Here is a 26,790-nt window from a genome sequence, read left to right as displayed (position 1 = left end):
TCATGTTTTTGTAACATATCTTGTAAAGTAAATTGATAATCATTTGGATAAAAATCATTTTTATAATAATCAAAATAAACTCCTAATAAATTTAAAGCAGGATTTTTAATATATTTACATAAATAACCATTATTTTCAAAATTACAAGATGGAATAGTACCACTACCTAAAATATCAATATTATATTTAGATTTTAATAATGGTTTAATTTCGTTAATATCATATACATAATGATTAATTACATTCATTTGTGGTTTTTTATTAGTTAATGAAAAAATATAAACGTTATCGGCTCCATTTGCTAATTTTAATAAATCGTCAATATCGTGATAATTAGGATTTAAAAATCGATTTCCTTTATCAAAATAAACAACATCAACTGGTTCGTTATTATAATTAGCATTAGAAGGTAATGGCATAGTAACTGAATTAGCATTACCATTATAAGAATTTAATCTAACTTCTTGATTAATATTTAAATAGTTTTTGATATAATCAATTTTAGATTGATTAAATGGAATAGTAGTTTTAATATGATGAATATTTAAATTAGATGGAATTTTGTCAGCTTTTTCAAATATATAAGCAATTTCAATTTTATATTTACCTGTTTCTAACATATCTTCTAAAGTATATTGATAATTTCCATATAATAAAATTGATTTATCATCATAAGATATAGGTTTTCTTGCTTCAAAATAAGCTCCAAGTAAATTTGAAGCTGGATTTTTAAAAAACCATTCTAATCTTTTTTCATAACATTTATTAAAGCTAGGAATTTCACGAACAGTGACACCATTAATACCAAAAGTTTCTAATAATTTAGGAATTTCAGTATATTCGTGAACTTTTAAACGTTTAATTTCCATACCTTTTGGAAATCTTTGGTAAAAATTTCGTTGATATTCATCATTATCATAGATTTGAATTTCGTCAACTACTTCAACTTTAAAAACAAAAACAGTATTAGAATTAGCTTTAATAACTCCAAAACTAAGGATTGAAATTAAAGATACTAAACTAATTACTGCAAAATTTAAAGTAAAAATTATTTTTTTGATTTGGTTTAACATAAAACCTCCTTTCTAAATTTTAAATTTAATTTAATTTTTGATTTCATAAATTTTTAAAATTTGGTTTCGGATATAATTTGGAAATTGTTTATCAATGTTGTTGTTTTGAATATTTTCAACTCTTTTTAAATCAAATTCAAGAGTTGATTTACATATTTCTAAATTATCTAAAGTACTATTTAAAAAATTAATTTCATTATTTAATTTTTTTATTTTTAAATCAATATCAAAAAATTCACGATTTAATTTAGAATAATTATCATTATCTTCAATTTCATTTTTCATTTTTGTTTCAATTTCATATTTTTTAGAAATTAATTCGTTTTGTTGATTTTGAAATTTTTCTTTTTCAATATTATATTCATATTCTTCTTTCTTATATTCATCAATTTTAATTTGAATTTTTTCTATATATTGAAAATTTTCTTTTTCTAAAGTTTTAATATTTTGATAAGATTTTTTGATTTTATTAATAGCATCAATTTCAGTTTGAACTTTGATAAATTCAGGAATTTTAGTAATATTTGGATTAGCAATATAATCAACAATACTATTAAATTGATTTTGAGTAATTATTGGTTTAGTAATAGGAGAATTTTCAAATTCGTTAATAACTGATTTTGGTTTATTTAAAGAATTATTATTTTCATTATTATTATTATTTTCATTATTTTCAATACTTTTAATATTTTCATTATTTTCAATACTTTTAATATTTTCATTATTTTCAGTATTTTTGGTATTAATTGGAATTTTATTTTTAGAATTAGATATTGGATTAATTATATTTGAATCTTGACAAAAAATTATTATTAAAATTAAAATTAAAAAAATAATAATACTAATTAAAGTTAATAAATTTTTTTTAAATTGAGTAATTGGAATCAATTCCTTTCTTTTTTAATTTTAAATATATTATAAAGATACTTTTTTTAATTAAATTTTGGTATTAATATGCAAAAAATAATATTCAAATTAATTATTTAATTTGAATATTATACTTTTAAACCTAATCAAATTTAATTCCTTTTGTTTCTAAATAAACTTTATCAGAATGTGATAAAGAAGGATTTTTTAATTTCAATTCTTCTTGTTTGGCATCTATAGCCAATTTTAATTCTTCATTTACTGGAAATTTTTTATTATATATAGGTAAAATATAATTAATTTTTGATTGAAATTCCTCTTTACTATTTAAAAAATCTTTTTGAATTTTATTGTAATCATAAAGTCGTTTAAATATTTTTTCCATATAATTATCATTTTCATCATTTCTAGACTTAATTACTTCATTAATTTTTTTCTCCATTTCTCTATATTCAATATCAACAGCACCTTCGATTCTACGTTGTAATTCTTGGCGTTGATTTTCAGTATTAGTAATTTCAGTTTCTAAATCAGCTAAATCATTTTCTAAACTTTTTAAAATTCTTTGGTAAGTTGATTCATCAATCATTAAAGCTTTACCATCAACACAGTTTTGGATTTGAAAGTTTGTTCTAAAATTTGATTACTATTTGGAACTTTAAGAGCAGTTGTATCAATAATTGGAATTGAGTTACTGGATTTACTAAAATAATTACAAACTTTATCACCTAAGCCAAAAGTATATTTTGCACCAATGAATTTAATTGCATTATTAGCTAAATTAGTAACACTTTTATCAATATTTTTTAAATTAAAAGCGTTTTCTAATTCATAAGTTTTACCATAAGTTAATAATTCATTTAAAGTTTTTTTAGAATTTTCATAATTTCTTTTTTTGATTTTTAATTCTTGTAATTTAATTTCATTTTCGTTAATTTCAATTTGAATTCTTTCTTTTCTTTTTTCAATTGAATCAATTTGAAAATCTACATTTTTGTTAATTTTTTGTAACCTTTTTAAATCAAATTCAAGAGTTGATTTACATATTTCCAAATTATTTAGACTACTATTTAAAAAATCAATTTCATTATTTAATTTTTTTATTTCTAAATCAATATCAATTAATTCTTTAGTTAATTTATCTTGTTCTTTTTCTAAAATAGCAATTTGTTCTTTTAATTTAGCTCGAATATTAGGATTAGTTTCAACTTTTAATTTTTCAGTTAAATCATCAATTTGATTATCAATTTCAGTTTTAGCTTTAATTTTGGATTCTTTAATGGTTTCTAATTTAATAATAGCTTGATTTTTAGTTTCAATATCAGTTTTAATTTGAGTAATGGCAGTTTCAATGGTTGCTATTTTAGTTTTAATTTCAGTTTGTTGTTGAATGTTTAAATCTTTAATATCTTGTAAATCTTTTAACATATCGTTATAAATATTTAAAGTATTTAATAATTCATTTCCAAATTCAGTTTTAGATTTGATACATTCATCAACTTTTTTTAAGACATCATCAGTTTTAGTAATTAATTTGTTACAATATTCACTATTTTTAGCATATGGATTAAAAAAAATAGTTTTAATTAAAAATAAAGCTAAGAAAATAATAATAATAATGAAAAATAAACTTTTAAACGAAAATTTACCAAAAATAAATTTACTAATCAAAGTATAAATAGTAATTAAACCAATTCCAATACCTATCCAAGTCAAATAATGGTTAAAATTAAAATACATTTTAATCAAATCTAGCATTCCTATCATATTTTTCCCTCCAATTCTTAATAGTTTTGATTCATATTAAGGAATTTATAATTTAAATAATTTATTTCATAAAAATTTGCATTATAAATTTAATAATTATTAAACTAATTAATAATATTAAAAGTTTAGTTTCTAATGCTATCATGATTTATTTTCACAAATTTCAATAAATTTTATTTTAAATAATTCGTCAAATTCTTGAGTAGTTAATTGATATTCTTTTTGAATTTCAATTTGTAAACGAATTGATTTTTTTTAAAGAATTTAATAAGTGAATATGCTAAAAAATCTTTTTCTGTTTTAACAATATAATAAAAAAAACAATATTCTCTAATTTCTTGATTAAATTTTTGGTCTTTTAATAAATCAATTTTTTGATTTTGTCCCATTTTTATTTCCTTTCATTTGGTTTTATTTTTATATCTTATTTTATATAAAAAGTTTTAGTTGACATTAAATCATAAATTAAATCATCATCGTCATTATCGTCCATAATTGGAATAAAATACTCATATTTTAAAATATTACCAATTACTTTTAAATATTTGAAAATTCCAGGAACAATTAAAAAAAAATCAAGTCTAAATTTGGTTGGATTATTTTCGTCATAAAATCGATAAGTAAAATCTTTACTTTTAGGTTTTAATCGACAACAAAAACATTGAATTTGTTTTAAATTGCCATTTTGATAAAATTCAATTTGTAAAAATTGTAAATTTATATATATTCCTTTAAAATCAAAATTAATTTCCTTAATTCGATTTTCATTATCTTGAATAATTTCAATATTTTGACATTTTAATTTAGTTAATTTTGTTTTTAACATTATAATTTTATTTTTATCCATTTTTATTTTCCTTTCATTTTAAAAATCATCAAATTCACCATTAAAATAAATATCAATTATAGCTTGATGGTTTAAAGCAAATTCAAAATTTGATGGTAAAAGAAATTCATATTCTACAAAAATATCTCGAAAATATTCTTCATCTGGTGGAGAAAAATACTCTTGTGCTTCAATTCTTGATTCTATATAATCATTGTATTCTTTTTCAACAAAGGTTTTAAATGACATTTGAAATTTTGATTGAACTAAAAATTCAATCAATTTTTCTTTTCCTAATTCGGTTAAATATTTTGATTTTAATAGTTGTGTTTCAACAACAATTTCATTATTTTCTAATTGTAATAAGATTTGAAATTTAGATTGAGCTAAAAATTTAAGTAATTTTTCTTTACCTAATGACGATAAATCTTTTAATTCAATTTCATTTAGATTAACAATAAATTCATCATCTTTAAATTTCATATTTTCTCCTTTTTAAAATATATTTTTAATAATTAATTGAAAAATTATTTATCTTTTGGATTATCATCTTTAGTTGATTTTATTGTTTCATTAAATTCAATAATTTTAATTAATTTAACAATATCTTTTAGTAAATCTATCATTTTTTCATCAATTGAATCATTCATTTTTTTAAATTCCTTTCATTTTTTAAAAATATTTTTTAATTAAATATTAAAAATATTTAAAATTTAATTTCTAATATTGATTTTTAACATTAAGATTAAGATATTTTATTTAATTCATCATCTAATTCATTGAATTCTTGAAAAGTTAATTTAAATTCATTTTGAATTTTTGTTTTTAAAATATTTTCTTTATCTTTATTTTTTTTAATAAAATTTAAAAATTTTCTATCAATTTCTAAAAGAAATTTACAAAAAGAATCAAATATATCAAATTTACTTTCATATACTAATTCATAAAAAGATTTAAATTCACGTAATTCAAGTTCACTATTTTCATAAACTAAATTAAAATATTGATTCATTTTCCCAATAAATTTTTTATTTTTTAATAAATTATTTTTTTTATTTTTATCCATTTTTTTATTTTCCTTTCATTTTTAAAAAATATTTTTAATAATTAATTAAAAAATTATTTATCTTTTGAATTATCATCTTTAGTTGATTTTATTGTTTCGTTAAATTCAACAATTTTAATTAATTTAACAATATCTTTTAGTAAATCTATCATTTTTTCATCAATTGAATCATTCATTTTTTTAATTCCTTTCATTTTTTATTTTTATAAAAATTAAAAATCAATTTCTAAATTAATTTTTTTATCACGATTTCGATAATATTTCTTTTTGGATTTAATTAAATAACCAGTTTTAGGTATTAAATAATTAATTCTTGGAAATTTATTAACATTAATTTTTAAAGTTGCATTTAATTTATTTTTTTTCATAAATTTCATTCCTTTCTTTAGTTAAAATTTATTTTTTTAATAAAGTCAATTTTTAGATTGGATTTAAATTAGGACATTTTTTAATGGCGTTATTTTTAAATCCATAATAATTTAATTTATTTAGCAGTTTCTTTTTTATTTCCTTTTAAGGAAAAAAAAATAAGATTAATAAATAAAAGGTTCTTTTTTCCAGTTTTTTTAGATGAATTAAATTTAAAATATTAATCGAATTTTTTTTATTTTTTTAAAAAAAATAAAAAAATTCTTAAATTGAGAAAATAATTTTAGCCAAATAAAACTTAATTAATTTAAATTTAAAAAAATATTCAAATACTAAAATAATTATTTAGTATTTGAATTTTCAATTTTGTCTAAAATCGATAAATCTTTAGAAACAACTATTGAATAAGCAGTTTTTAAATCAGCTTTTTCAACTTGTTGACGTAATTCATAAGTTTTAGCATTTGGATTATTTGGATTAGGATTAATATTAATTTTACGATTTTTAGCAAAAACATTAATTGTTGTTTTTAAAATGTTTTCTAAAGTACGATTTGATTTTAAAAAACTATTATCACCATTAAAATTATCTAAAACAACATTAATTACTTCAAATAAATATTTTTTAGCTTCATCACTATAAGGATTTTTACGTTTTTTGATTAAAAATTCTAAAAATTCTTGTCTTTCTTGACGATTAAATGGTTTTACTTCAACATTATAAGTAAATCTTGATTTAATAGCTTCTTCTAATTGGTTAATATGATTGGTAGCGCCAATTATAAAAACTGGTTTATCTAAATTATTATCCATTGAAGTTATTTCAGTTTTAAAAGCATTAACAACATTGGCAATTTCATTTCCTGCTTCCAAATGAGAAATATTGGTGAAAATAGTTTCACATTCATCTAGAAAAATAATGCATCCACCTTTTTGTTTAGCTTGATTTCTAGCTTCATTAAATAAATCTTTAACCATTTGAGGAGCTATTCCTTTATATTTTTGAGAAAAAATACTACTAGAAATTTCAAAAAAAGGTAATTTAGTTTCTTTACTCAAAGCTCGAGCTAAAGTAGTTTTACCTGTACCTGCAACACCATACATTAAAATACCTAATGGTGGTTCAACATCACCAATATTTTGGTAATTTTCTCTATTACGAATGTAATCAACAAAACCATCTAAGGCGATTTTTTCTTCTTTAAAACCAATTAAATCATCAAAGGTTGGAAATTTATTTGAATTTGATAAATTAAATTTAGGAATTTCAACTTGTTTTTTATTTTTAGAATCATTAGTTAATATTTTATTATCATTATGATTAGTTTCATTAGATTTTTGAATTTCAGTAACAGTTTTCTTTAAATTGATGATATCATTTTCAGCTATGGTAACTTTTTTATCTAAATCTTTAATATTAGTTTCTAATAATAAAAGATACAATATTCCACTAATTAAAAAACAAAATAAAACAAATATTAATATTTTTATAATAGTTAAATTTGATTTAGGAGTAATTTTATTAGGAGTAATTTCATTAGGAGTAATTTCATTAGAAACTGATTTTTTTTTTGGCATTTTTAATTTTCCTTTCTAAATTTATTTAATATTAAAAATATAATTTGATTAATTCAAAATAAAAAATCCTATAATTAGGATTTTTTTATTTTAAATTTAAATTATTTTTTATCATTATCAGATTTTGAATCATTGGATTTTTCTTTTTCAACTGTGGTTATTTTTTCAGTTTTAGTTGTTGTTGGTTTTTCAGTTTTAGTTGATGTTGATTTTTCGGTTTCAGTTGATGTTGATTTCTCAGTTTCAGTTAAGGTTGGTTTTTCAACTTTAATTTCAAGTACCGGTAATGATTGATAAATTTCGATTTTCTTTTGGTTTAATTTTTGTTGTTGTAATTCATCATGAAAATCTTGATTTACTTTATTTAATTTTTCAGTATTTTGATAATATTTATAAGACATTAAACATAAAACCAATACAATGCTAAAAAGAAAAACAGTTAAATATATTAACCATTTAGTATGTTCTTTAACTTGTTTAGTTAAAACTTGAATTTTATTTTCTAATTCGTTCATTTTTCTTAATTCCTTTCTTTTTTTTATTTAATAAATTATTAAGTTTAATTTAAAATAATAATTTATTATGATTGAATATTTTTAAATTTAAAAGATTAAAATAATAACCTTAAATATCAAAGGTTAGTTTGATACTTAAGGTTAATTTAAAAAATTAAAATTTAATTAAACTAATTAGTTAATTTAATTAAATTTTTAACAACTTGAGGAGTTGACCCTTCAAAACTTTTACCATCTTTATCAACTAATTCATAAATTGAAACAAAATCTAATTTATTATTATGATTTTCAAATTCACGAATAGTTTCAATTTGATAATCAATTACAATTTTAGCTTTTCTATTAATTAATTTCATTTGTGGTCTAGATGAATCTACATATTTAGTGGAATCACATTTCACATCATATTGAAAATCATTTTCTTGTAATGTAAAAGTTCCTAAAGTATCAAAATGATTTTTAATTTGTAAATACATTGGTACTTCAATTTCCATATTTGGAGCATTTAAAGTAGCTTCATGAGTAATTTTAATTAATGTAGCTGTCGTACTTGGACTTAAGTTTGGTAAAGTTAATGGAAAGATTTTTTTAGTTAAGTTATTACCATCAGTTTTAACAACGTTAAATTTTGGATAATCTTTAATATCATAAATACTAATAGGGTCTTTTAAATGTTTTTCAAAATATTTCATAGTACATAAAACTAAGGTTCCGGTACTAAAAATTGCTAATAAAATAACTAATGATAATTTAAATTTATCGAAAATTTTAGTTTTTTTAATATTCATTAATATTTCCTCCTTTTTTAATTAGTTATTAAATTTAAACAGTTTAGACACATATTTAGGTGTTATTTTTCATTATTTAAATGACGTTTTTTAAAAATTTGTTTAGTATACCAATTAATTTTGCCATTTTTATCAATTCGTTTAATTTTATTTTTATAGTAATAATAAATATTACCATTATTGCATTTTTTAATAATTCGTTTCATAAATAACTCCTTAAAATATTTTTTTAAATAATTGAATTAATAATATTATTTTGATTAGTTTAAATAAAAAAAATCCTGATATAAATCAGGATTTTAATAAAAATAATTTTCATTTAATAAAAATATTGATATCAACAAATTAAATAATTTAATTAATTAAAAGGTTTAATTAAATTTAAATAATCAATAATAATGGTTTGATTTTGAGTAATTGAATTTAAACCATTTAATTTTAATTTAAAAGTTGAATTTAGATAATTATTAAACCATAAATCATAACCTTTAACTACTTTTTCAAAATAACTTAATGGTTTATTTTCAATTAAATCAGTTAAATTACCTTTTCGTTTTAAAGCAATTTTAGGATTTAAATCAATTAAAATCGTTAAATCAGGTTTTAAAAATTGTTTTTGAATTAATTGAAATAATTGATAATAAAGGTCAATTTGATAAGGAAAAGCTTGATATGCAAAATTTGAACCTAAATATCTATCCATTAAAATAATATTGTTAGTTTTTAAATTTGGTTGAATTAATTCATTTTGAATTTGAATTAAATTAGCAAAACTTAAAAAATAACGTGTTTTAGAAATTATTTTAGGATTAAATAAAAAAATTTTTCGAATTGATTTACCAATTGTTGAAGAACCTAATCCTGTAATTGGAATAATTTTAGAATTAGGATTATTTTTTTTTAAAATAAGACTAATATTTTTAATTAAAGTAGTTTTACCAGTTCCATCAATTCCTTCAAAAACAATTAATTGCATTTTTTCTCCTTAATTAAATTTTAAATTTAAAGATTTTTTTTAGCTAAATTTTTTAAATAAGTGGTATTTAATAATTCATTTTTAGTTTTATTTAATAAATCTAAATATATTTTAGTTTTATTAATCATTTCATTCCAAATTTTTTCATTTGGATAAACTTTTTCAATAAAATAATTAGTTTCACTTAAATAAACTAAAAAATAAACTAATTTAGCTTGACTACAATAAAGTTGACATTGCATTTGATAATAATAATTTAATGGAATTTCACGTATTGATAAAAAATTATTCCAACTTGATGAAATTTGATTGTTTTCATCAATAAAAGGACATTTTATTTCTAAAATAGTATTAGTAAATGAATCATATCCATCTAAAGAAGCTGAAAAGGTATCATTATCATCAACAAAAATAGTTGGTTCATAAATACGTTGTTTAATTTTTTCAAAAAAAAGTTTAGCAATAGGTTCAGTTTTAACTCCATATTCAGTAAATTTATTACCAACAAAAGCAGTTCCAAATAATTTATCGTGAATTAATTGATTTAAACTACGATATTTATCATTATTAGTAATTGTAGCAATTTCAGTAGCATTTACATACTTATTACGGTGTTGATACCATTGTTTACTACGTTGTTTTAAAGTTCTAATTTCCATTTTAATAATTTCCTTTCAATTTCATTTTTTTTAATTTTTAAATTTAAAAATAAAAAAACTACCTTAATAGGTAGCTTAATAATATTGATGTTAATGAATATAATAAAAATTCGCGTTTAATAAAATTAATTATTTTAATTGTATTTAAATTTTAATTTTAAAAAATTAATTAATCATTTTTTATCAGCAAAATTTAAATGATTAGTAATAATTTGTTTAATTTCTTGTTTCTTTTTATAATATTTATTAGGAAATTGATTGTGATATTTTTCTAAAACTATATTTATTTTATTTTCTAATTCATTTTTATCTTTAAAAGAAATTTGATTTTTTATTAAATCGTTAGTTATTTTTGTAGCTTTTGTATTACATAATAAAACTCTTAATTGATTATATAAACAATGTTTTAAAGAATTGACGTTTATTTTTTGGCAATTTAATTTTTTAGAATATAAAAAATGATATTTATCATAACCAATCGGATAACAAAAATTTTTTACTTTTACAAATAAAAAACGTTCAATTTTTGTTAATTTCATAATAAAAATATTCAATGTAGAATCGAATTCGCCAAAACAATCTTTTTTCGCTTCTATTATATTTTTTCCTATTTTATGATAATTAAAATCTTTATGATTTTTTTGAATTTCTGACCATTTCAATTTACAATAATTATTTAAAATTCTTACCATATTAGTAATACAATTTACATCATAATTTCTAAAATCAAAATCACCATTTTTAATAAATTTTTTTCTGTCAAAAAAATATTCAAATTTTTCAATTTTCTCATTTGTTTCAATTGTCATTAAACAATAATATACTTTCTTCTTTTTTTAACAAAAAAATTTTATTATCACACCGGATTTTTAGAATAATATTTTAAAATTTTTTCATCACTAATACAACGACGACTGTAAAGTTTATGCGCCGGAAAGGTATCATACCACGGGTCTTCATTATGAGTTTTGTCCATTAAAACAAACGGATCATAATCACCATATTTACAAATCACATAATTAATAATTTTCATTTGTTGAAAATTTAATATTATATTACTTGTATTGGGAATTTCAGTAATTAAATTATTTTTATTTTTTTTTAATGCATGGTATAAATCAGGAAAAACAGGGCCATACATCCAAGCTTGCACTGGATTTGAAATTAATTTTTTTCCCTGAGTTTGTACTAAATATTTGGCATAACAATAATAAATTAATTTATTTAATTTTAAATTTGAAGCTTTTACTTGTTTTCTTTTAATTATATATTCAGCAATGTCAAAAATATTGATTTCATTTTCATTATTTTCCATTATTTGCTCCTTTTTATAATTATTTTTAATATTAGAATTATAGTATGTTTTTTTAAATAATGCAAATGATTTGTTTAATTTATTAAGTTGTTTTGATATTTTTTTAATTTTTTTTTCCATTTTGATAACTTCCTTTCGATTTTAATTTTTAAATTTAAAAATAAAAAAACTACCTTAATCGGTAGCTTAATAATATTGATGCTAATGAATATAATAAAAATTCACATTTTAATAGTCTAAAATAACTTTTGAATATGAATTTATTCATAAAATAATTGAGTTTTTATTAATTGTTATTCAATTATTTTTTTTATATTATTTTTAAAAAAAACTATAAAAAATTAAATAAAAAAAATCTTTTAAAAGAGTTATAAAATTTTTAATAAATAAATTATGATTTATCATTAATTTTATGGTCTAAATCACAAACCAAAATACAAAATATTCCTTGTATATCATCAATTATTCCACAAACTCTTACTTTTTGATCTAACGTCAATTTATAAATATCAAATTCATTGTCATCTTCAGATAATAATAAATGAGAAAAAACTTTTTCAACATCTTCTCTAGGAATAATGCGGCATTTTCCTTTATTTGATTTTGTTCGTTTTTTAAATAATTCACGCCAAGTTAAATTTTGATATACATAATTATCTAATTTAATTAAAATTTTTTTTACAAAATCAGCAATACGATGTTTTTTATTATATTTATAATGTTTTAAATTAATATATTTTTTAAGAAATAAATATTTAAAAGGTTTATTCTCATATTTCATCTTTAAATCGTTTTATCTTTGAAATAATCATAAATACTTTTTTTGGTAATAATATTTTTAATCCAATAAGTAGTTTTATAAGCATCTAAAAAAGGTTTTTCTTGATGGGTTTTTTTTCTTAATGCTCCAGCGGTATAAACGCCATATTTTTGAATAATAAAATCTAAAATTGTTTTTATTTCTGGAGTAATTTTATTAATATCACCTTTAGGAGTAAAAATATTAATTGGTTTAGCATAAAAATTTTTAAAATTAGGATAAAGACGATTCACGACTGGACCATGTAACCAAGCACTAATTTTTTCTGTAAAAAGTGGAGTAGGATAATAATGAACTAAATATTTAGCGTAAGCATAATAAATCATTTTATGTAATTTCATGTGGGTAGTTATATTAGGATTATTTTTAATAATGTAATTAGCTACATCAAAAACATTAATTTGAACTTTATTTTCCATCATTTGCTCCTTTTTAAATTTATTTTGTTTATTACTATCATTATAATAGGTTCGTTTTAATAATGCAAATGATTTATTTAATTTATTAAGTTGTTTGGATATTTTTTTAATTTGTCTTTCCATTTTAATAACTTCCTTTCGATTTTTAAATTTAAAAATAAAAAAAACACCATTAAGGTGTTTAAATTTGATTAATAATTTTATTCGGTTTAAATGGTTAAATGATTTTATTTTTAAAAAAAACGGTTAATAATTGGGTCGTAATCAAATTATTTTTCCATTGTTTACGAGGATTATATGCATTTTTCCAAGGACTGGCATTATGAATCATAACACTTAAATCATATTGAGAAATATTAGCATATTTAGCAATTACTTGATAAATAATATTTTTAGCGGAAGGATTTAATGCGTTATTAGTCGCTTCGAAACACACATAATTATTAGGAATCGGCCGATCGACGAATTCCAAAAATTTTCCATAAATATGAGGAATAATTGGTCCACACAGCCAAGCTTCAATGAGCTCATTAAATAATGGTTCTTCATGTTTAGCAATATAATGACCTTGAATATAATATAATAATTGATTTATTTTCATATTCGATACTTGATAAGTTTGAGTATCAATATCGTTAAGCAAACAATTAACAACATTAAAAACATTGATTTGATCTTTATTTTCCATTTGAAAATTCCTTTCTTTTTAAATTTAAAAATAAAAAAAACAATAATTGTAATTAAATATTATTCCAAAAGGTTATTTTTAGAAAAATAAGTTTTCAAAAGTGAATCCGGAATAATATTATTATTATTTTCATAACGGTTTTGATAAATTTTAATCCATGGAACCTGACGCTGAGAAATATCCACTAATTCGTAACCATCGAAATTTTTACATAAGTTTAAAACTTCGTCAATAATGACCTTGCTTTTAATATCAATTTTTTTTATTTTGCCATTGATAAGTGGTTTTTTAATATTTTTTTCATAATATGCTTTTAAAACCAAATATAATTTACCAAATATTGGACCATAAAGCCAAGCTTGCGGATTATCATTGATTAAAGAGCGATTATATTTTAATAAATATTTAATATAAGCATAATAAATTAACTTATGTAATTTCATATGGGTTAAACTAGCATCATTTTTAGAATTTATGATAATATAATTAGCCACATCAAAGACGTTAATTTCGTTTTTTTTCAATATTAATTCCTTTCATATTTTAATTTTTAAATTTAATAATAAAATAATTTTATAATTGGTAAAATTATTAAATTTTGAAATTTTATTTTTTTTCAATTGATTGAATAATCATAAAATTTTCAGTTATTGGAGTTAATGAACCATCTAAATTAACTTTAAACCAAAATTTAATACCATTTAAATCTTGATAATAAACTATTTTTTTAGATTTGGGTTTAATTCCAAAAATTTTTAAAATAATTTGAAAAATAATTATGATAATATTTCCAATTGTTTCAAAAATTTTACCAATAATTCCTAAAATAAAATCAATAATATTTAACATATAAGGAATTAAAATTAAAATAATAAAAATAATTAAAAATCGAATTAAAAAATTAGCATTATTTTGATAAAAATCAATTAATAAAACTAAACTTTCTAAAATCCAATTATAAAATTGTATTATATATTCATAAATTGTTAAAATTGTCATTTAGTTTAATGATTATTTTTAATATTTTTAAAAAAATGGTATAGTTTAACAAAATTTCCTTTTTTTAATCGATTAAACGAAGTTAAATAAGAATGTTTCATTAAACAACCTAATGTAATTAAAAATAAACATAAATAAATAAAAAATTGTTTTAAAAATTTTAAAATAAATTTTAAAATTGTTAATAATAAATTAGGATTTTGTGATTCCATTCTTATCTAACCTCTTTTCGAAAATTTTAGGAAATTTTATTATTTAATACAAATATTTAATTAAAATTTTAGAATTATTTAATTAATTATTAATTATTTATCATCAATTTCATAACCATCTTTGGCTTCTAAATTGGTAATATCTTCAGTAAGCAATCTTAATTCATCAACAGTATCACCAATTGTATTAGCAATTTTTTTTAAACGTGCATTAAAATTATCAGTTTTAGATTCAATATCTTTAGCAACATCTAAATCAGTATCATCATCTGGTATTAAATCAATTCCACTTCCATTGATTAAAAATTCATCTATTCTATATTTCATTTCATTTAATTGATTTACAAATCCACGAATTGGTTTAGTTGAATAATCAACGCTTTCATTCAATTCAGTTTCTTCTATTAAATGTAATAAATAACTTATACTCCATTCAAAATCTAATAATTTTTTTTTTGACATAATTAAATTCTCCTTTTTTTTTTAACAAAATTTAATCACTTTTTTTATCTAAAAACACCATATTATTAACAGTTACATAAGTTCTAAATTGTTTTTTACCATCTTTTTCAAAAGAATTGGTTTTAATTTTACCAATAATAGCAATTTTTGAACCTTTTTTTAAAAAACTTTTCATATTTTCAGCAATTTTTCTAAAACCAACACAAGTAATAAAATCAACTTTGTCTTTAGAACTATTAACTGCTAATTGAAAATCAACTTTTTTAATAGTTTCATCATTAACAGTAAAAGTTTTTAATTCAATATCTTTGGTAATTCTACCAATTAAAGTAACTTGATTTAACATTTTTTTCTCCTTTTAATTTATATTTTTTTTTAATTTTAAATAAAAAAAACTCCTTATTAAATTAATAATAAGGAGTTTTTGTAATGATTATTCGATTTTTAAAGATAACAATTTTTTTGTTATTTATAAATAACAAAAACTCCTATCAAACTAAGAGTTTTTGTTTTATTTTAATATTATCAAAGAAAGATTTAAATAACTAATTAATAATTAATTTAGTATTATTGAAAGCCTAATCTATTTTTTTTATGTGAACTTTTCTTAATACTTTTTTATTTATTAATTAAATTATTTTATATTTTAAACAGTTTAATGACTTATTTAGGTCAAAATAAATCATAATTAGGTTTGATGATTATTATAAAATTGTTTAGTTAAAAAACATAATCCGTTAGTTTTGATAATAATTGCAATTAAGGTTTTATGTTGTTGATTATATAATTTAGTTTTAGAATTGTAACATTTTTTTACTTCATAAAATCGAATATAATTTTCATCATTTTCAGTTATTAATTGAATTTTGAAATATTTTTCTAATTTAGTAAATGCTTTATTTTTAAAATTTTCTACTTGTTTATTCGTTAAATTTAAACGATTACCAATTTCAGTATTAGTTAATTCAGGTAAAGATATATCATGAGTACCTTGATTAATATCTAAATTAGTAGTTAAACTTAATACCTGTAATTCATTTTTAGTTAATTTAGCTGATTTAATTTTAATGGCAATTTTTTTAGCTTTAATTTCGTTCATAAATATTTTGTTTGGATTTAAAAAATTTTCTTCATTAAAATTAGTTGTTACAATATTTTCATCTTCTAAATCAACATATTGAATTGCTAAATCATTATATTCTTTTTCATGTTTTTTAATACCAACTACTTTTCGAATTAAATCTTGCATTTTTCTTTTAGCTTGATTAGAAAAAAAAGTAATAAAATTAGTAGAATGTTTAATAGAGTATTTTTTTAAACAATTATCTAAACATAAATATCCTTCTTGAATTAAATCATTTATTTCTAACATTGGAGATAATTTAAATTTTTTAGCTAAATGAAAAAGTGATACTTGACATAATTCATAAATTTTATCACGTAATTTTAAATTTTTTGGTTTTAATAAAAAAGCTTGAACTGTATTTTCAAGTTCAGTATTTAATTTATTTAACATTTTTGTCCTTTTTAAAACAAAAAAAATCGATATAAATATCGATTCAAATAGTTAAATTATTTAATTTTTAAATAGTCCAAAGTTTTGAAACACTTCGGTAACTTATAAAACTTATGATTAATATTTTGTTATTAAATTTTTAATTTAATATATAATTATTTGAAAAAAAATATTTTTTAAAGTATAATATAGGTTGTTGAATTTGCAGAAACTTTTAGTGTTTGAGTAGCTCAGCTGGATAGAGCAACGGCCTTCTAAGCCGTCGGTCAGGGGTTCGAATCCCTTCTCAAACGCCATTAAATAATAAATTTTAAATTTATTTTATGATACTTTAATTAATTTATTATTTAAATTTTTATATTTATATTTAATATAATTTTAATATGATTGACAAGAAATTAGGAGAAAATTATTATGGCTGTTCCGTTTAGAAGAACCAGTAAAACTGTTAAAAGAAAAAGACGTACGCATTATAAACTAAGTGCTCCCAATTTAGTAGTTTGTTCTGTAACTAAAAATTTTACTTTACCACATCGTGTTACTAAAAACAGTGGTTATTATAAAGATAAATTATATTTAGAAAATAAAAAAACTGATAAAAAAATTGATTAATTTTTTTAATTATATTTTAATTAATTATATAAAATTATAATATTTTATTTTTTTGATATAAAACATTTTTTAATTATAAAGAGAGTTAATAAAAAATACGTGAAATTAAAAAATTTACAAAAAACAGCAATTTCAGCTTCTTTAGTTTCTTTTGCTATTTTTTTAGATATTTTTTGGACTTTATTTTTTTCTTTTAATATATTTGGTAGTGGAACAATGTTTAAAATTTCAGTTTTTCCTATAATTTTGATAGGTTTTATATTTGGTTTTAAGTATAGTTTAGGATCTTGTATTTTATTTAATCTTTATCATTTACAAAAAGCAAGTTTTTTTACTTTAAAAATTTGGTCAGATTTATTTAATATTAATTCCACTAATTCAATATTGATTTATATTTTAGATTATATTTTACCAGATTTATCTTATAGTATTTCTGGATTATTTTATTTAAATGATTTTCAAAATAATAATCATTTTAAAAAAATTTGTTTATCTGTATTTTTAATTTTCTCTTTAAAAGCTATATTTCATACTTTATCTGGTTACTTTATTTGGGTTCACATATTTGCTAATGATGATGAATTAATTATTAAATTACCTAATTTTTTACAACAATTATTTAATAAAGGACATTATTATATTTTTTCTATTATTTATAATTTTATTCCAAATATATTAACTGGTTTATTAAATGGAACAATTCTTTGTTTTTTGAGTAAATCTAAATTAAAATTGTTTTAAATAATTTTACAAAATTATTATTTATTTTTTAGAGATTGTAAAAAATTATTATTTTGAAATTTTTTATTATTATTTATATTTTTTTAATTTTATGAAAATATATTAATTTATTATAAAATATGTTTTTAAATTTTTATTAAAAATTTTATTAAAAATTTTTAATTTATTTTAAAATAAAATATTTTTAGTACTTAATATAAATTAATTTAAAAATTTTTAATTTTATTTTTTATAAATTTAAGGAGAAAATGCAATTAATGTCTCGTTATACACGTTCTATTTGGAAAATTTCACGTCGTTTAAATTATTCTTTATCAGAAACAGGTAAAGAATTGATTAAAAGACCTTATGCACCAGGAATGCATGGTCAAAAAAGAGTTAAAATAAAAGATTATGGCTTACAATTACAAGAAAAGCAAAAAGTTCGTTTTACTTATGGTATTTCTGAAAAACAATTTAGAAAAACTTTTAAAGATGCAGGTAAATTAAAAGGTATACATGGTGAAATGTTCTTGTTTTTATTGGAATCTCGTTTAGATAATATTGTTTATCGTTTGGGATTTGCTAAAACCAGACAACAAGCAAGACAATTAGTTAATCATGGTCATATTTTGGTGGATAATAAAAAGGTAGATATTCCTTCTTATATTTTAAAGATTGGTCAAATTATAACTTTAAAAGAAAAATCAAAAGATTTAATTATTGTAAAAGAAGCTTTAGCAAACAAATTAAATCGTGTTGATTATGTTAATTTAAGTAAAGAATTAGTTGGAAAATATGTTCGTATTCCTCAGAGAGATGAATTGTTACCTAATATTAAAGAACAATTAATAGTTGAATTTTATAATAGAAAATAAAAAAAATTTATATACGCCCTTTTTGTAGGGTGTTTTTTATTATATTTTTATATTATAAATAAAAAGTTTGTTTATTGAAAAGCAAAAAATTTAGTAAAATTAACTTATAAGTTTAAATTTTTATTAATTAATTATTTAAAAAACATTTTTATATTATTTTTTTAAGTTATTTATTTTTTACTCGGAGGTTTTTAATTTTATGAAAAAAAAAACAAATAAAAATTCTTCTTTTAATTATTTTAAATTTATAAGTTATATTAGTCAACAAAATTTAAAAGATACTTTAGAATATTTCAATTCAAATGAAGAAAATGGAATGACATTACAACAAATTATAATTAATCGAAAAATTTATGGCGGAAATGAATTTTTAAAATATCAAAAAATTTCTTATATTCGAAAATTTATAAAATTTTTTTTTAATCCCTTTAATATTATTTTATTATTAATGTTAATTATTTCTTTATTAACTGATGTTATATTTAATGAAAATCGGGAATTTAAAGATTTTACAACTATTATTATTATTTTTTTAATATTTTTTTTATCTAATTTTATTTCTTTATTTCAAGAAATGAAATTTTCAAAAATAGTTGAGAAATTAAAAAAAATGCTTCAAACAACTACTAAAGTAAAAAGAGATAATAAAATTCAAAAAATTTTTTCAGATGATTTAGTTAGAGGCGATATTGTTTTTTTTACTTCAGGTGATATTATTTCTGCTGATATTAAATTAATTGAGACTAAAAATTTTTTTGTTCAAGAAGCTAGTTTAACAGGTGAATCTTATTCAGTTCAAAAAGATGCTAAAAATAAAGATATATGTGAAAATTTTTTAGAAGATAAAAGATTAATTTTTGCAGGGACTAGTGTTATTTCTGGTTATGCTAAAGGTATTGTTGTTATTACAGGTGAAAATACTTATTTAGGTAAAATAAATAAAAATATTGATAAACAAAAGAATTTTTCTAATTTTCAAAATTGTATTAATTCTATTTCTAAATTATTACTTATTTTTATTTTTTTTATGATGCCATTAATGTTTATCATTAATTATGTTAAAAACGGTTGTAAAAATATAATTGATCCATTATTATTTTCTTTGACTATTGCATTTGGATTAACTCCAGAAATGTTACCTTTAGTTACTACTACTTCTTTATCTATCGGATTGTTTTTATTATCAAAAAAAAAAGTTTTAGTTAAAAATTTAAGTTCTATTCAAGATTTTGGAGTTATGAATATATTATTTACTGATAAAACGGGAACTTTAACAGAAGGTCATATTTCATTAGATGGTTATTTTGATTTAAATAATAATTTAAATGAATATGTTTTAAAAAACGCTTATCTTAATAGTTTTTTTCATGATGGTGCTAAAAATATTATAGATTATTCTATTATTTCTAAGATTCAATATTTACAAAAAAATAATTTTATTAAAATTGATTATCATGAAAAATTTAATAAAATAGATGAAATTTCTTTTGATTACAATAGAAGAATGGTTAGTATTATTTTAGAAAATAAATATAATAAAAAAAAAAAAATTATTACTAAAGGTGCTGTAGAAGAAATTTTAAATATTTGCGATTATGTTGAAGTTAGTAAAAAAAATATTATTCCTTTAACACCAGAATACAAAAAAATAATTTATGATAAGATTATTTCTTATAATCAAAAAGGTTTTAGAGTGGTTGGTTTAGCTGAAAAAAATACTTCTTCTTTTGTTAACTCTTTAAATAATTTTCATGAAAAAAAAATGATTTTAATAGGTTTTTTAACTTTTTTTGATTCTATAAAAAAAAGTGCTAAAAAAACAATAGCTTCTTTAAAAAAATATGGTGTTGAAGTAAAAATTTTAACGGGTGATAATGATATTTTAACTAAAACAATAGCTAAAATTATCAATATTAACAATATTAGTTTTTTATCTGGAAATGAAATAGACAAATTAGATGATTATGAATTGTATCAAAAAGCTAAAAAAATAAATATTTTTACAAAATTTTCTCCAGAACAAAAAGGAAGAATTATAGAAGTTTTTAAAAAAGAAAAAAACATTATAGGTTTTATGGGTGATGGTATTAATGATGTTCCAGCAATGCAAAAAGCTCATTTAGCTATTTCTGTTGATTCTGGTTCGGATATTACAAAAGAAGCAGCAGATATTATTATTCTAGAAAATGATTTAAGTATTTTGCAAAAAGGTATTATTGAAGGCAGAAAAACTTATACTAATATGTTAAAATATTTAAAATTTACTTTAGCTTCTAATTTTGGTAATGTTTTAAGTTTTTTAACAGCGAGTTTATTTTTAAAATTTATTCCAATGAAAGCGATTCAAATTTTATTTTTAAATGTGATTTATGATTTGACTTGTTTTGCTATTCCTTTTGACAACGTAGATTCTAATTATTTAAAAAAACCGCGTAATTGGGATTTAAAAAATATTAGAAATTTTATGATTTTTTTTGGATTTATTTCTTTTTTATTTGATTTATTAATTTTTTTAATTTTACCACAAAACGAAGATATGTTTCAAACTGGTTGGTTTATTTTTTCTATGTGGTCACAAGTTTTTATTATTTATTTATTACGTACAGAAAATATTATTAAAGATATTAAACCATCGTTATTAATGTTTATTTTACCTATAATAGGTGTTATTATTGTCACAATTTCTCCTTTTATACCTTTTTTATGTGATTCATTAAAATTGCAATCTAAATTTTTTTATGAATTTACAAAATTGAATTTTTTGTTATCATTTGGATCAATATTAATTTTATATTTTATTATTGTAATAATAGCTAAAAATATTTTTATTAATAAGTATAAAGATTTATTATAATTTATATATATATTCAAATATAAATTATAATATTTTATAACTAAAATAAAAAAAGAAAAGGTATTTTTATGGAATTTTTTTTAAAAGTTTTAATTTATTTTATTTTATTAATAATATTAATTTTTTTTGCTTTTAAAATTCTTTTTAGTAAATATCAAATTTTTAAAATTATTTTTTTAATGTTTTTATGCACTCTTTTTGTTCATTATTTTAAAAAAATTACTCAAAAATTATTAGAATGTGATTTAGATTGTTTATTAGATTTAAAAATTTATGATTCATTATTAGTTTTTTCTTTAATTAGTATTATTATTATAAAAGCACCTTATTTAAGGATTTATTTTAATAATTATTTAAAATTTTGGTCTAAACAAAAAAATATTGTTATGGGAAGTCATACTACTCAAAAAGCTATTTTAGAATCTGTAATTGAAATGTCGAGTAAAAAAATTGGAGCTTTAATTACTATAGAAAAACATAATACCTTAGATATTTTTTCACAAAAAGCTATTTTAATTAATGGTATAGTTTCTAAAGAATTAATAATGAATATTTTTATTCCTAATACTCCACTGCATGACGGTGGAACTATTATTCGAGGAGATAGAATTTTATGTGCTGGTGCTTATTATACATTATCTGATGATGAACATTTTGAAAAAACAACAGGTTCTAGACACCGCGCTGCTTTAGGAATTAGTGAAACTACTGATAGTATGACTTTAGTAGTATCTGAAGAAACTGGGCGTATTTCTATTGCTTTAGAAGGTATTATGTTGAATATTGATGATAAAAATAAAATTCAAGAATATTTAATTATGTTTATGATTTGATAAAATGGATTTTATTTTTTTCATTTATCTTTAAATATTTAAATAATCTTTGATTTAATTTTTTAATGTTCTTATAAATATGTTATAATTATAATATTAAAAATTTTTTATTTTAATTTTACGATTTTTCTGATTATGTTATTATTTTTTAAATTTTAAAATGAGTTATTAAATTATAATAGTGATTTTAAATCACTATTTTTTAATTTAACGTCCCTTTTTAATATTATTGATGTTAAAATTTAAAAGTTTTATAAAATCAATAATGCAAAATAAAAAAATATTTATTTAATTGAAATTTTTTTATGTGTAATAATATTTTTATCATGATTTTTTTATATAAGGTAGGTAGAAATTTTGAATAGTAAAGAATTTTTTAATATTATTAATGAGTTTGCAGAAGAAAATGATTTAACCAGTAAACAAATAAAAGATGCTTTCACAAAAGCTCTTATTTATGGTTGCAGAAAAGCTCATCACGTTAAATCTTGTCGAGTTGATATTAAAGAAGATCGTAATGAAATAAATTTATATAAACAATATTATATAATTGATTCAGAAGAAAAAGATTTAAATAATTATAAAGATTATACTCACATTGATTTAGAAGAAGCAAAAAAATTTAAAAAAAGAGTCAAAGTAGGTCAAATTATTAATATTAAGATTAATCCTAAAGATTTTAACCTTTATGCTGTTAAAGATTTTAAGAATAAGTTTAAAGAAGAATTAACTAAACAAAAAAGAGAAAATATTTATGATTATTTTAAAAGTTATGAAGGTAAATTGATTAATGCAAAAGTTATTGGTTCTAATAGTAAATTTTATTATTTAGAATTAGAAAAAGAAATGACAACTTTGTTACCAAAAAAAGAAACTTTAAATAAAGAAATTTTTATTGAAGGTGATCGTATTCAAGTTTATATAGTTGAAGTTCAAAAAACTACTAAATTACCAAAAATTTTTGTAAGTCAAACTCATATTGGTTTGGTAACTAAAATTTTTGAAGATTGGATTCCTGAAATTAATGATGGTACTTTAAAAATTATGATGATTGCTAGAATTCCAGGCGAAAGAACTAAAATAGGATTGTTTTCTAATGATCCTCAAGTTGATCCGATTGGTTCTTGTATTGGTAAAAATGGTAATCGTATTAAAAGCATTATTAAACTTTTACAAGGAGAAAAAATTGATTTGTTTTTGTGGAGTGAAAAAAATGAAGAATTGATTTCTAATTCTCTACAACCAGCTAAAATATTTCAAGTAAATATTGTTGATTTAGAAAATAAAGTTGCTTTGGCGATTGTAGAAGATGATCAATTATCTTTAGCAATTGGTAAATTAGGTAAAAATGTTAAATTAGCTGTTCAAGCTACTAAATGGAATATTGATATTAAAACTTTATCTCAATTTAAAAAAATAAAAACAATAAATTAAAAATATTTATGTTATAAATATTTAATAAAATAAGGTAAATTAATGATAAAACAAAAACTTATTTTAAGAACTTGTATCGCAAGTCGCTGTATTTTGCCAAAAAAAAATTTAATAAGAGTTGTAGTTACAAAAAATAAATTAATTTTTATTGATTTTGATTATATAATTTTTGGCAGAGGTGCTTATTTTGTTTTAAATCTTAAAAATGTTTTATTAATTCAAAAAAAAAAAATTTTAGAAAAAAAATTAAAAACTTATATACCTAATGAAATTTATAAAAAACTTTTAGAAATGGTTCAAACTATTTAAAATTAATTATTGAATTTAATAAAAAAATATTTTATTTAGGAAAGGAATAAAACTTATGAAAAAAACAATACCTCAATCAAAAAATAAAAAAAAAAATGATTCGAAAGTTGAAAAACAAAAAGTAAAAAAAAGTTATGTTTTTGATTCAAAACATAATATTCAAGAAATAGCTAAAATATTTGGTATTTCTAGCACTAACTTAATAAAAAAACTTTTACATATAGGTATAATTGCTAACATTAATGATAATTTAGATAAAAAAACTATTGAATTGTTGGGTATTGAATTTAATGTTGAAATTATTTTTGAAAATCTTGATAATTCAAAAAAAATAATTGCAGAAAAAAAAAAAGATATTAAAAAATTAGAAAAAAGACCTCCAATTATTACTATTATGGGTCATGTTAATCATGGGAAAACAACATTATTAGATACAATTAGAAAAACTAGAATAGTTGATAAAGAATTTGGTGGTATTACTCAACACATAGGTGCATATCAAACTAAATATAAAGGAAATTTAATTACTTTTATAGATACTCCTGGTCATGAAATTTTTAATCAAATGAGAGCCAGAGGAGTACGATTTACAGATATTTGTATTTTAATATTAGCAGTAGATGATGGAGTTAAACCACAAACTATTGAGGCTTTACAACATGCACAAGCGGCAAAAGTACCTATTATTGTTGCTTTAAATAAAATAGATAAAACTAATAGAATTAATTTAGAACCAATTATGTCTGAACTTTCCAATTATGATTTATTACCTGAAGCTTGGGGCGGAAAAACTCCATATGTAGAAATTTCTGCATTAAAAAATCAAGGTATTGATCAATTATTAGAATTAATTTTATTAATTAGTGAAATAGAAAATTATCAAACTGAAATAAAAATTCCTGCTGAAGGTCATGTTTTAGAAAGTAATTTAGCTATATCACAAGGACCTATAGCTACTTTTATTATTCAAAAAGGAACTTTAAAAGTTGGTGATATTGTTGTTGTTGGAAAAACTTATGGTAAAATTCGTTCTATAGAAAATGATTTAAAACAACAATTAAAAATAGCTTTACCTTCTCAACCTATTAAAGTTTCTGGTTTAAAAGAAGTTGTATTAGCAGGAGATTTTTTTATAGTTGTTAAAGATGAATTTACTGCTAAAAAAATTGTTAATCAAAAAAAACAACAATTTAAAGAAAATTTAGAATTAGAAAACAAAATTTCTGGTTTAGAGAATTTTTTAAGTAATGAAGATACTGTAGAAACTAAATATTTAAATATTATTTTAAAAACAGATTTTCAAGGTAGTTTAGAGGCTATAAAAAGTATTTTAGAAAAAATTTCTTTATCTGATGTTAAAATTAAATTTATAAAAGTTGGTGTTGGTGATATTTCTGAAAGTGATATTAATTTAGGTCAACTAAATTCTTCTTTAATTATAGGTTTTAATGTAAATGCTAATGTTTTTGTCAGAAATTTATCAAAAAGTAAAGGTATTCAAATAAATTTATATAATGTTATTTATCGTATTTTTGAAGATGTAGAAAAGATAATGAAAGGTTTATTAAAAACTTCTATAGAAGAAAAAATTATAGGCCAAGCTGAAGTAAGAAAAATATTTAATATTAGTACAGTAGGAACAATTGCTGGTTGTTATGTTATTAGTGGTATAATAACTAATGATTCATTATTAAGAATAATTAGGAATAAAAAAATTATTCATCAAGGAAAAATAATTTCTTTAAAACATTTAAAAGATAATATTCAAAATTCTAAAAAAGGTCATGAATGTGGTATTTTAGTAGAAAATTTTAGTAATTTTGAAATAAATGATATAATAGAGGCGTATAAGTTAGAGAAATCGGAGAATTAAAATATTATATGGGATTAACAAATGAAAAATTAGCTAGTTTGATAAAAAAAGAATTAGCTTTAATAATTAATTCATCTATTAAGAATGATAAAATCGGATTTATTAATGTAACTGAAGTTAAGTTAACTAATGATTTATCTTTTGCAAATGTTTATTATGTTATTTTAAATAATCAACCAGAATTTTTATCTTTAGCCGCTGAAATTATAGAAAAAAATAAAGTTATAATTAGAATGTTGTTGGCTAAAAAAATAAGAAATATAAGAAAAATACCTGAATTAGTATTTATTTATGATACATCTTTAGAGTATGGTAATCATATTGATAATATTTTAAAAGGTATGAATAAATAAAAATTTAAAT

36 protein-coding genes, 1 tRNA gene and 1 pseudogene are annotated in these 26,790 nt (G+C 19.2%); 10 read left to right on the top strand and 28 right to left on the bottom strand.

What is annotated here, in order from left to right; translation table 11 throughout:
- The 28 genes and pseudogenes from ACLHHF_RS00520 to ACLHHF_RS00385 form a co-directional block, all read right to left on the bottom strand.
- Positions 1-1,073 (bottom strand): annotated as a pseudogene (locus ACLHHF_RS00520) (hypothetical protein); the annotation flags it as partial.
- A 30-nt stretch (positions 1,074-1,103) separates the two neighbouring features.
- Positions 1,104-1,961, bottom strand: coding sequence for a hypothetical protein (locus ACLHHF_RS00515; RefSeq protein WP_411307878.1), 858 nt, complete (start codon positions 1,959-1,961; stop codon positions 1,104-1,106).
- Between the two features lie 121 nt (positions 1,962-2,082).
- Positions 2,083-2,529, bottom strand: coding sequence for a coiled-coil domain-containing protein (locus ACLHHF_RS00510; protein WP_411307877.1), 447 nt, complete (start codon positions 2,527-2,529; stop codon positions 2,083-2,085).
- Positions 2,529-3,707, bottom strand: a complete 1,179-nt coding sequence (locus tag ACLHHF_RS00505; RefSeq protein ID WP_411307876.1) for a hypothetical protein — start codon at positions 3,705-3,707, stop codon at positions 2,529-2,531. The genes ACLHHF_RS00510 and ACLHHF_RS00505 overlap by 1 nt, the downstream gene beginning before the upstream one ends.
- A gap of 206 nt (positions 3,708-3,913) precedes the next feature.
- The gene (locus ACLHHF_RS00500) at positions 3,914-4,096 is read right to left on the bottom strand and encodes a hypothetical protein (protein WP_411307875.1); all 183 of its coding nucleotides are present in this window, start codon (positions 4,094-4,096) and stop codon (positions 3,914-3,916) included.
- Positions 4,097-4,131: 35 nt separating this feature from the next.
- A complete protein-coding gene (locus tag ACLHHF_RS00495; protein WP_411307874.1) occupies positions 4,132-4,554 on the bottom strand; it encodes a hypothetical protein in 423 nt (140 codons plus the stop codon).
- A gap of 18 nt (positions 4,555-4,572) precedes the next feature.
- Positions 4,573-5,016, bottom strand: a complete 444-nt coding sequence (locus ACLHHF_RS00490; protein ID WP_411307873.1) for a hypothetical protein — start codon at positions 5,014-5,016, stop codon at positions 4,573-4,575.
- Between the two features lie 44 nt (positions 5,017-5,060).
- Positions 5,061-5,183: a hypothetical protein gene (locus ACLHHF_RS00485; RefSeq protein WP_411307872.1), complete on the bottom strand. Its 123-nt coding sequence runs from the start codon at positions 5,181-5,183 to the stop codon at positions 5,061-5,063.
- Between the two features lie 95 nt (positions 5,184-5,278).
- Positions 5,279-5,599, bottom strand: coding sequence for a hypothetical protein (locus ACLHHF_RS00480; protein WP_411307871.1), 321 nt, complete (start codon positions 5,597-5,599; stop codon positions 5,279-5,281).
- Between the two features lie 53 nt (positions 5,600-5,652).
- Entirely contained in the window at positions 5,653-5,775 is a 123-nt protein-coding gene (locus ACLHHF_RS00475) for a hypothetical protein (protein WP_411307870.1), read from the bottom strand.
- Positions 5,776-5,811: 36 nt separating this feature from the next.
- Entirely contained in the window at positions 5,812-5,967 is a 156-nt protein-coding gene (locus tag ACLHHF_RS00470; RefSeq protein ID WP_411307869.1) for a hypothetical protein, read from the bottom strand.
- A gap of 342 nt (positions 5,968-6,309) precedes the next feature.
- Positions 6,310-7,545: an AAA family ATPase gene (locus ACLHHF_RS00465; protein WP_411307868.1), complete on the bottom strand. Its 1,236-nt coding sequence runs from the start codon at positions 7,543-7,545 to the stop codon at positions 6,310-6,312.
- 101 nt (positions 7,546-7,646) lie between these two features.
- Complete coding sequence (locus ACLHHF_RS00460; protein ID WP_411307867.1) at positions 7,647-8,060, bottom strand: hypothetical protein; 414 nt, start codon at positions 8,058-8,060, stop codon at positions 7,647-7,649.
- 170 nt (positions 8,061-8,230) lie between these two features.
- Positions 8,231-8,848 (bottom strand): hypothetical protein, encoded by a 618-nt coding sequence (locus ACLHHF_RS00455; protein ID WP_411307866.1) that lies wholly within the window; start codon positions 8,846-8,848, stop codon positions 8,231-8,233.
- Positions 8,849-8,910: 62 nt separating this feature from the next.
- The gene (locus tag ACLHHF_RS00450) at positions 8,911-9,054 is read right to left on the bottom strand and encodes a hypothetical protein (protein WP_411307865.1); all 144 of its coding nucleotides are present in this window, start codon (positions 9,052-9,054) and stop codon (positions 8,911-8,913) included.
- A gap of 152 nt (positions 9,055-9,206) precedes the next feature.
- Positions 9,207-9,824 (bottom strand): dTMP kinase, encoded by a 618-nt coding sequence (gene tmk / locus ACLHHF_RS00445; protein WP_411307864.1) that lies wholly within the window; start codon positions 9,822-9,824, stop codon positions 9,207-9,209.
- 26 nt (positions 9,825-9,850) lie between these two features.
- Positions 9,851-10,483, bottom strand: coding sequence for a lambda-exonuclease family protein (locus ACLHHF_RS00440; RefSeq protein ID WP_411307863.1), 633 nt, complete (start codon positions 10,481-10,483; stop codon positions 9,851-9,853).
- 173 nt (positions 10,484-10,656) lie between these two features.
- Positions 10,657-11,292: a hypothetical protein gene (locus ACLHHF_RS00435; protein WP_411307862.1), complete on the bottom strand. Its 636-nt coding sequence runs from the start codon at positions 11,290-11,292 to the stop codon at positions 10,657-10,659.
- Between the two features lie 47 nt (positions 11,293-11,339).
- Positions 11,340-11,918 carry a Panacea domain-containing protein gene (locus ACLHHF_RS00430; protein ID WP_411307861.1) on the bottom strand — a complete coding sequence of 193 codons (579 nt, stop codon included), beginning with the start codon at positions 11,916-11,918 and terminating at the stop codon, positions 11,340-11,342.
- Positions 11,919-12,189: 271 nt separating this feature from the next.
- The gene (locus ACLHHF_RS00425) at positions 12,190-12,579 is read right to left on the bottom strand and encodes a hypothetical protein (RefSeq protein WP_411307860.1); all 390 of its coding nucleotides are present in this window, start codon (positions 12,577-12,579) and stop codon (positions 12,190-12,192) included.
- A gap of 2 nt (positions 12,580-12,581) precedes the next feature.
- Complete coding sequence (locus ACLHHF_RS00420; protein WP_411307859.1) at positions 12,582-13,160, bottom strand: Panacea domain-containing protein; 579 nt, start codon at positions 13,158-13,160, stop codon at positions 12,582-12,584.
- A gap of 94 nt (positions 13,161-13,254) precedes the next feature.
- Complete coding sequence (locus tag ACLHHF_RS00415; RefSeq protein ID WP_411307858.1) at positions 13,255-13,725, bottom strand: Panacea domain-containing protein; 471 nt, start codon at positions 13,723-13,725, stop codon at positions 13,255-13,257.
- 59 nt (positions 13,726-13,784) lie between these two features.
- Entirely contained in the window at positions 13,785-14,249 is a 465-nt protein-coding gene (locus tag ACLHHF_RS00410; RefSeq protein ID WP_411307857.1) for a Panacea domain-containing protein, read from the bottom strand.
- Between the two features lie 82 nt (positions 14,250-14,331).
- The gene (locus ACLHHF_RS00405) at positions 14,332-14,724 is read right to left on the bottom strand and encodes a hypothetical protein (protein WP_411307856.1); all 393 of its coding nucleotides are present in this window, start codon (positions 14,722-14,724) and stop codon (positions 14,332-14,334) included.
- Between the two features lie 5 nt (positions 14,725-14,729).
- Positions 14,730-14,936 (bottom strand): hypothetical protein, encoded by a 207-nt coding sequence (locus ACLHHF_RS00400; RefSeq protein WP_411307855.1) that lies wholly within the window; start codon positions 14,934-14,936, stop codon positions 14,730-14,732.
- A gap of 93 nt (positions 14,937-15,029) precedes the next feature.
- The gene (locus ACLHHF_RS00395; protein WP_411307854.1) at positions 15,030-15,398 is read right to left on the bottom strand and encodes a hypothetical protein; all 369 of its coding nucleotides are present in this window, start codon (positions 15,396-15,398) and stop codon (positions 15,030-15,032) included.
- A gap of 31 nt (positions 15,399-15,429) precedes the next feature.
- Positions 15,430-15,744, bottom strand: coding sequence for a single-stranded DNA-binding protein (locus ACLHHF_RS00390; RefSeq protein ID WP_411307853.1), 315 nt, complete (start codon positions 15,742-15,744; stop codon positions 15,430-15,432).
- Between the two features lie 342 nt (positions 15,745-16,086).
- Positions 16,087-16,914, bottom strand: a complete 828-nt coding sequence (locus tag ACLHHF_RS00385) for a sigma-70 family RNA polymerase sigma factor (protein WP_411307852.1) — start codon at positions 16,912-16,914, stop codon at positions 16,087-16,089.
- A 219-nt stretch (positions 16,915-17,133) separates the two neighbouring features.
- Here ACLHHF_RS00385 and ACLHHF_RS00380 point away from each other — a divergent pair.
- The 10 genes from ACLHHF_RS00380 (at position 17,134) to rbfA (ending at position 26,780) form a co-directional block, all read left to right on the top strand.
- A tRNA-Arg gene (locus tag ACLHHF_RS00380) sits at positions 17,134-17,210 on the top strand.
- 118 nt (positions 17,211-17,328) lie between these two features.
- Positions 17,329-17,526: a 50S ribosomal protein L32 gene (gene rpmF, locus ACLHHF_RS00375; RefSeq protein ID WP_411307851.1), complete on the top strand. Its 198-nt coding sequence runs from the start codon at positions 17,329-17,331 to the stop codon at positions 17,524-17,526.
- Positions 17,527-17,625: 99 nt separating this feature from the next.
- A complete protein-coding gene (locus ACLHHF_RS00370) occupies positions 17,626-18,267 on the top strand; it encodes a hypothetical protein (RefSeq protein WP_411307850.1) in 642 nt (213 codons plus the stop codon).
- Positions 18,268-18,524: 257 nt separating this feature from the next.
- Complete coding sequence (gene rpsD / locus ACLHHF_RS00365) at positions 18,525-19,124, top strand: 30S ribosomal protein S4 (RefSeq protein WP_411307849.1); 600 nt, start codon at positions 18,525-18,527, stop codon at positions 19,122-19,124.
- 199 nt (positions 19,125-19,323) lie between these two features.
- Complete coding sequence (gene mgtA / locus ACLHHF_RS00360) at positions 19,324-21,978, top strand: magnesium-translocating P-type ATPase (RefSeq protein WP_411307848.1); 2,655 nt, start codon at positions 19,324-19,326, stop codon at positions 21,976-21,978.
- Positions 21,979-22,157: 179 nt separating this feature from the next.
- Complete coding sequence (locus ACLHHF_RS00355; RefSeq protein WP_411307847.1) at positions 22,158-22,811, top strand: diadenylate cyclase; 654 nt, start codon at positions 22,158-22,160, stop codon at positions 22,809-22,811.
- A gap of 357 nt (positions 22,812-23,168) precedes the next feature.
- Positions 23,169-24,245: a transcription termination factor NusA gene (gene nusA / locus ACLHHF_RS00350; protein WP_411307846.1), complete on the top strand. Its 1,077-nt coding sequence runs from the start codon at positions 23,169-23,171 to the stop codon at positions 24,243-24,245.
- Between the two features lie 42 nt (positions 24,246-24,287).
- Positions 24,288-24,554 (top strand): YlxR family protein, encoded by a 267-nt coding sequence (locus tag ACLHHF_RS00345; RefSeq protein WP_411307845.1) that lies wholly within the window; start codon positions 24,288-24,290, stop codon positions 24,552-24,554.
- A 55-nt stretch (positions 24,555-24,609) separates the two neighbouring features.
- Positions 24,610-26,427 carry a translation initiation factor IF-2 gene (infB, locus tag ACLHHF_RS00340; RefSeq protein ID WP_411307844.1) on the top strand — a complete coding sequence of 606 codons (1,818 nt, stop codon included), beginning with the start codon at positions 24,610-24,612 and terminating at the stop codon, positions 26,425-26,427.
- Positions 26,428-26,435: 8 nt separating this feature from the next.
- Complete coding sequence (rbfA, locus tag ACLHHF_RS00335) at positions 26,436-26,780, top strand: 30S ribosome-binding factor RbfA (RefSeq protein ID WP_411307843.1); 345 nt, start codon at positions 26,436-26,438, stop codon at positions 26,778-26,780.
- Positions 26,781-26,790: the final 10 nt, after the last annotated feature.

This window comes from Candidatus Phytoplasma pyri, assembly GCF_046600495.1.
Lineage (GTDB): Bacteria > Bacillota_I > Bacilli_A > Acholeplasmatales > Acholeplasmataceae > Phytoplasma > Phytoplasma pyri.
This window is presented reverse-complemented; position numbering and strand designations above follow the sequence as displayed.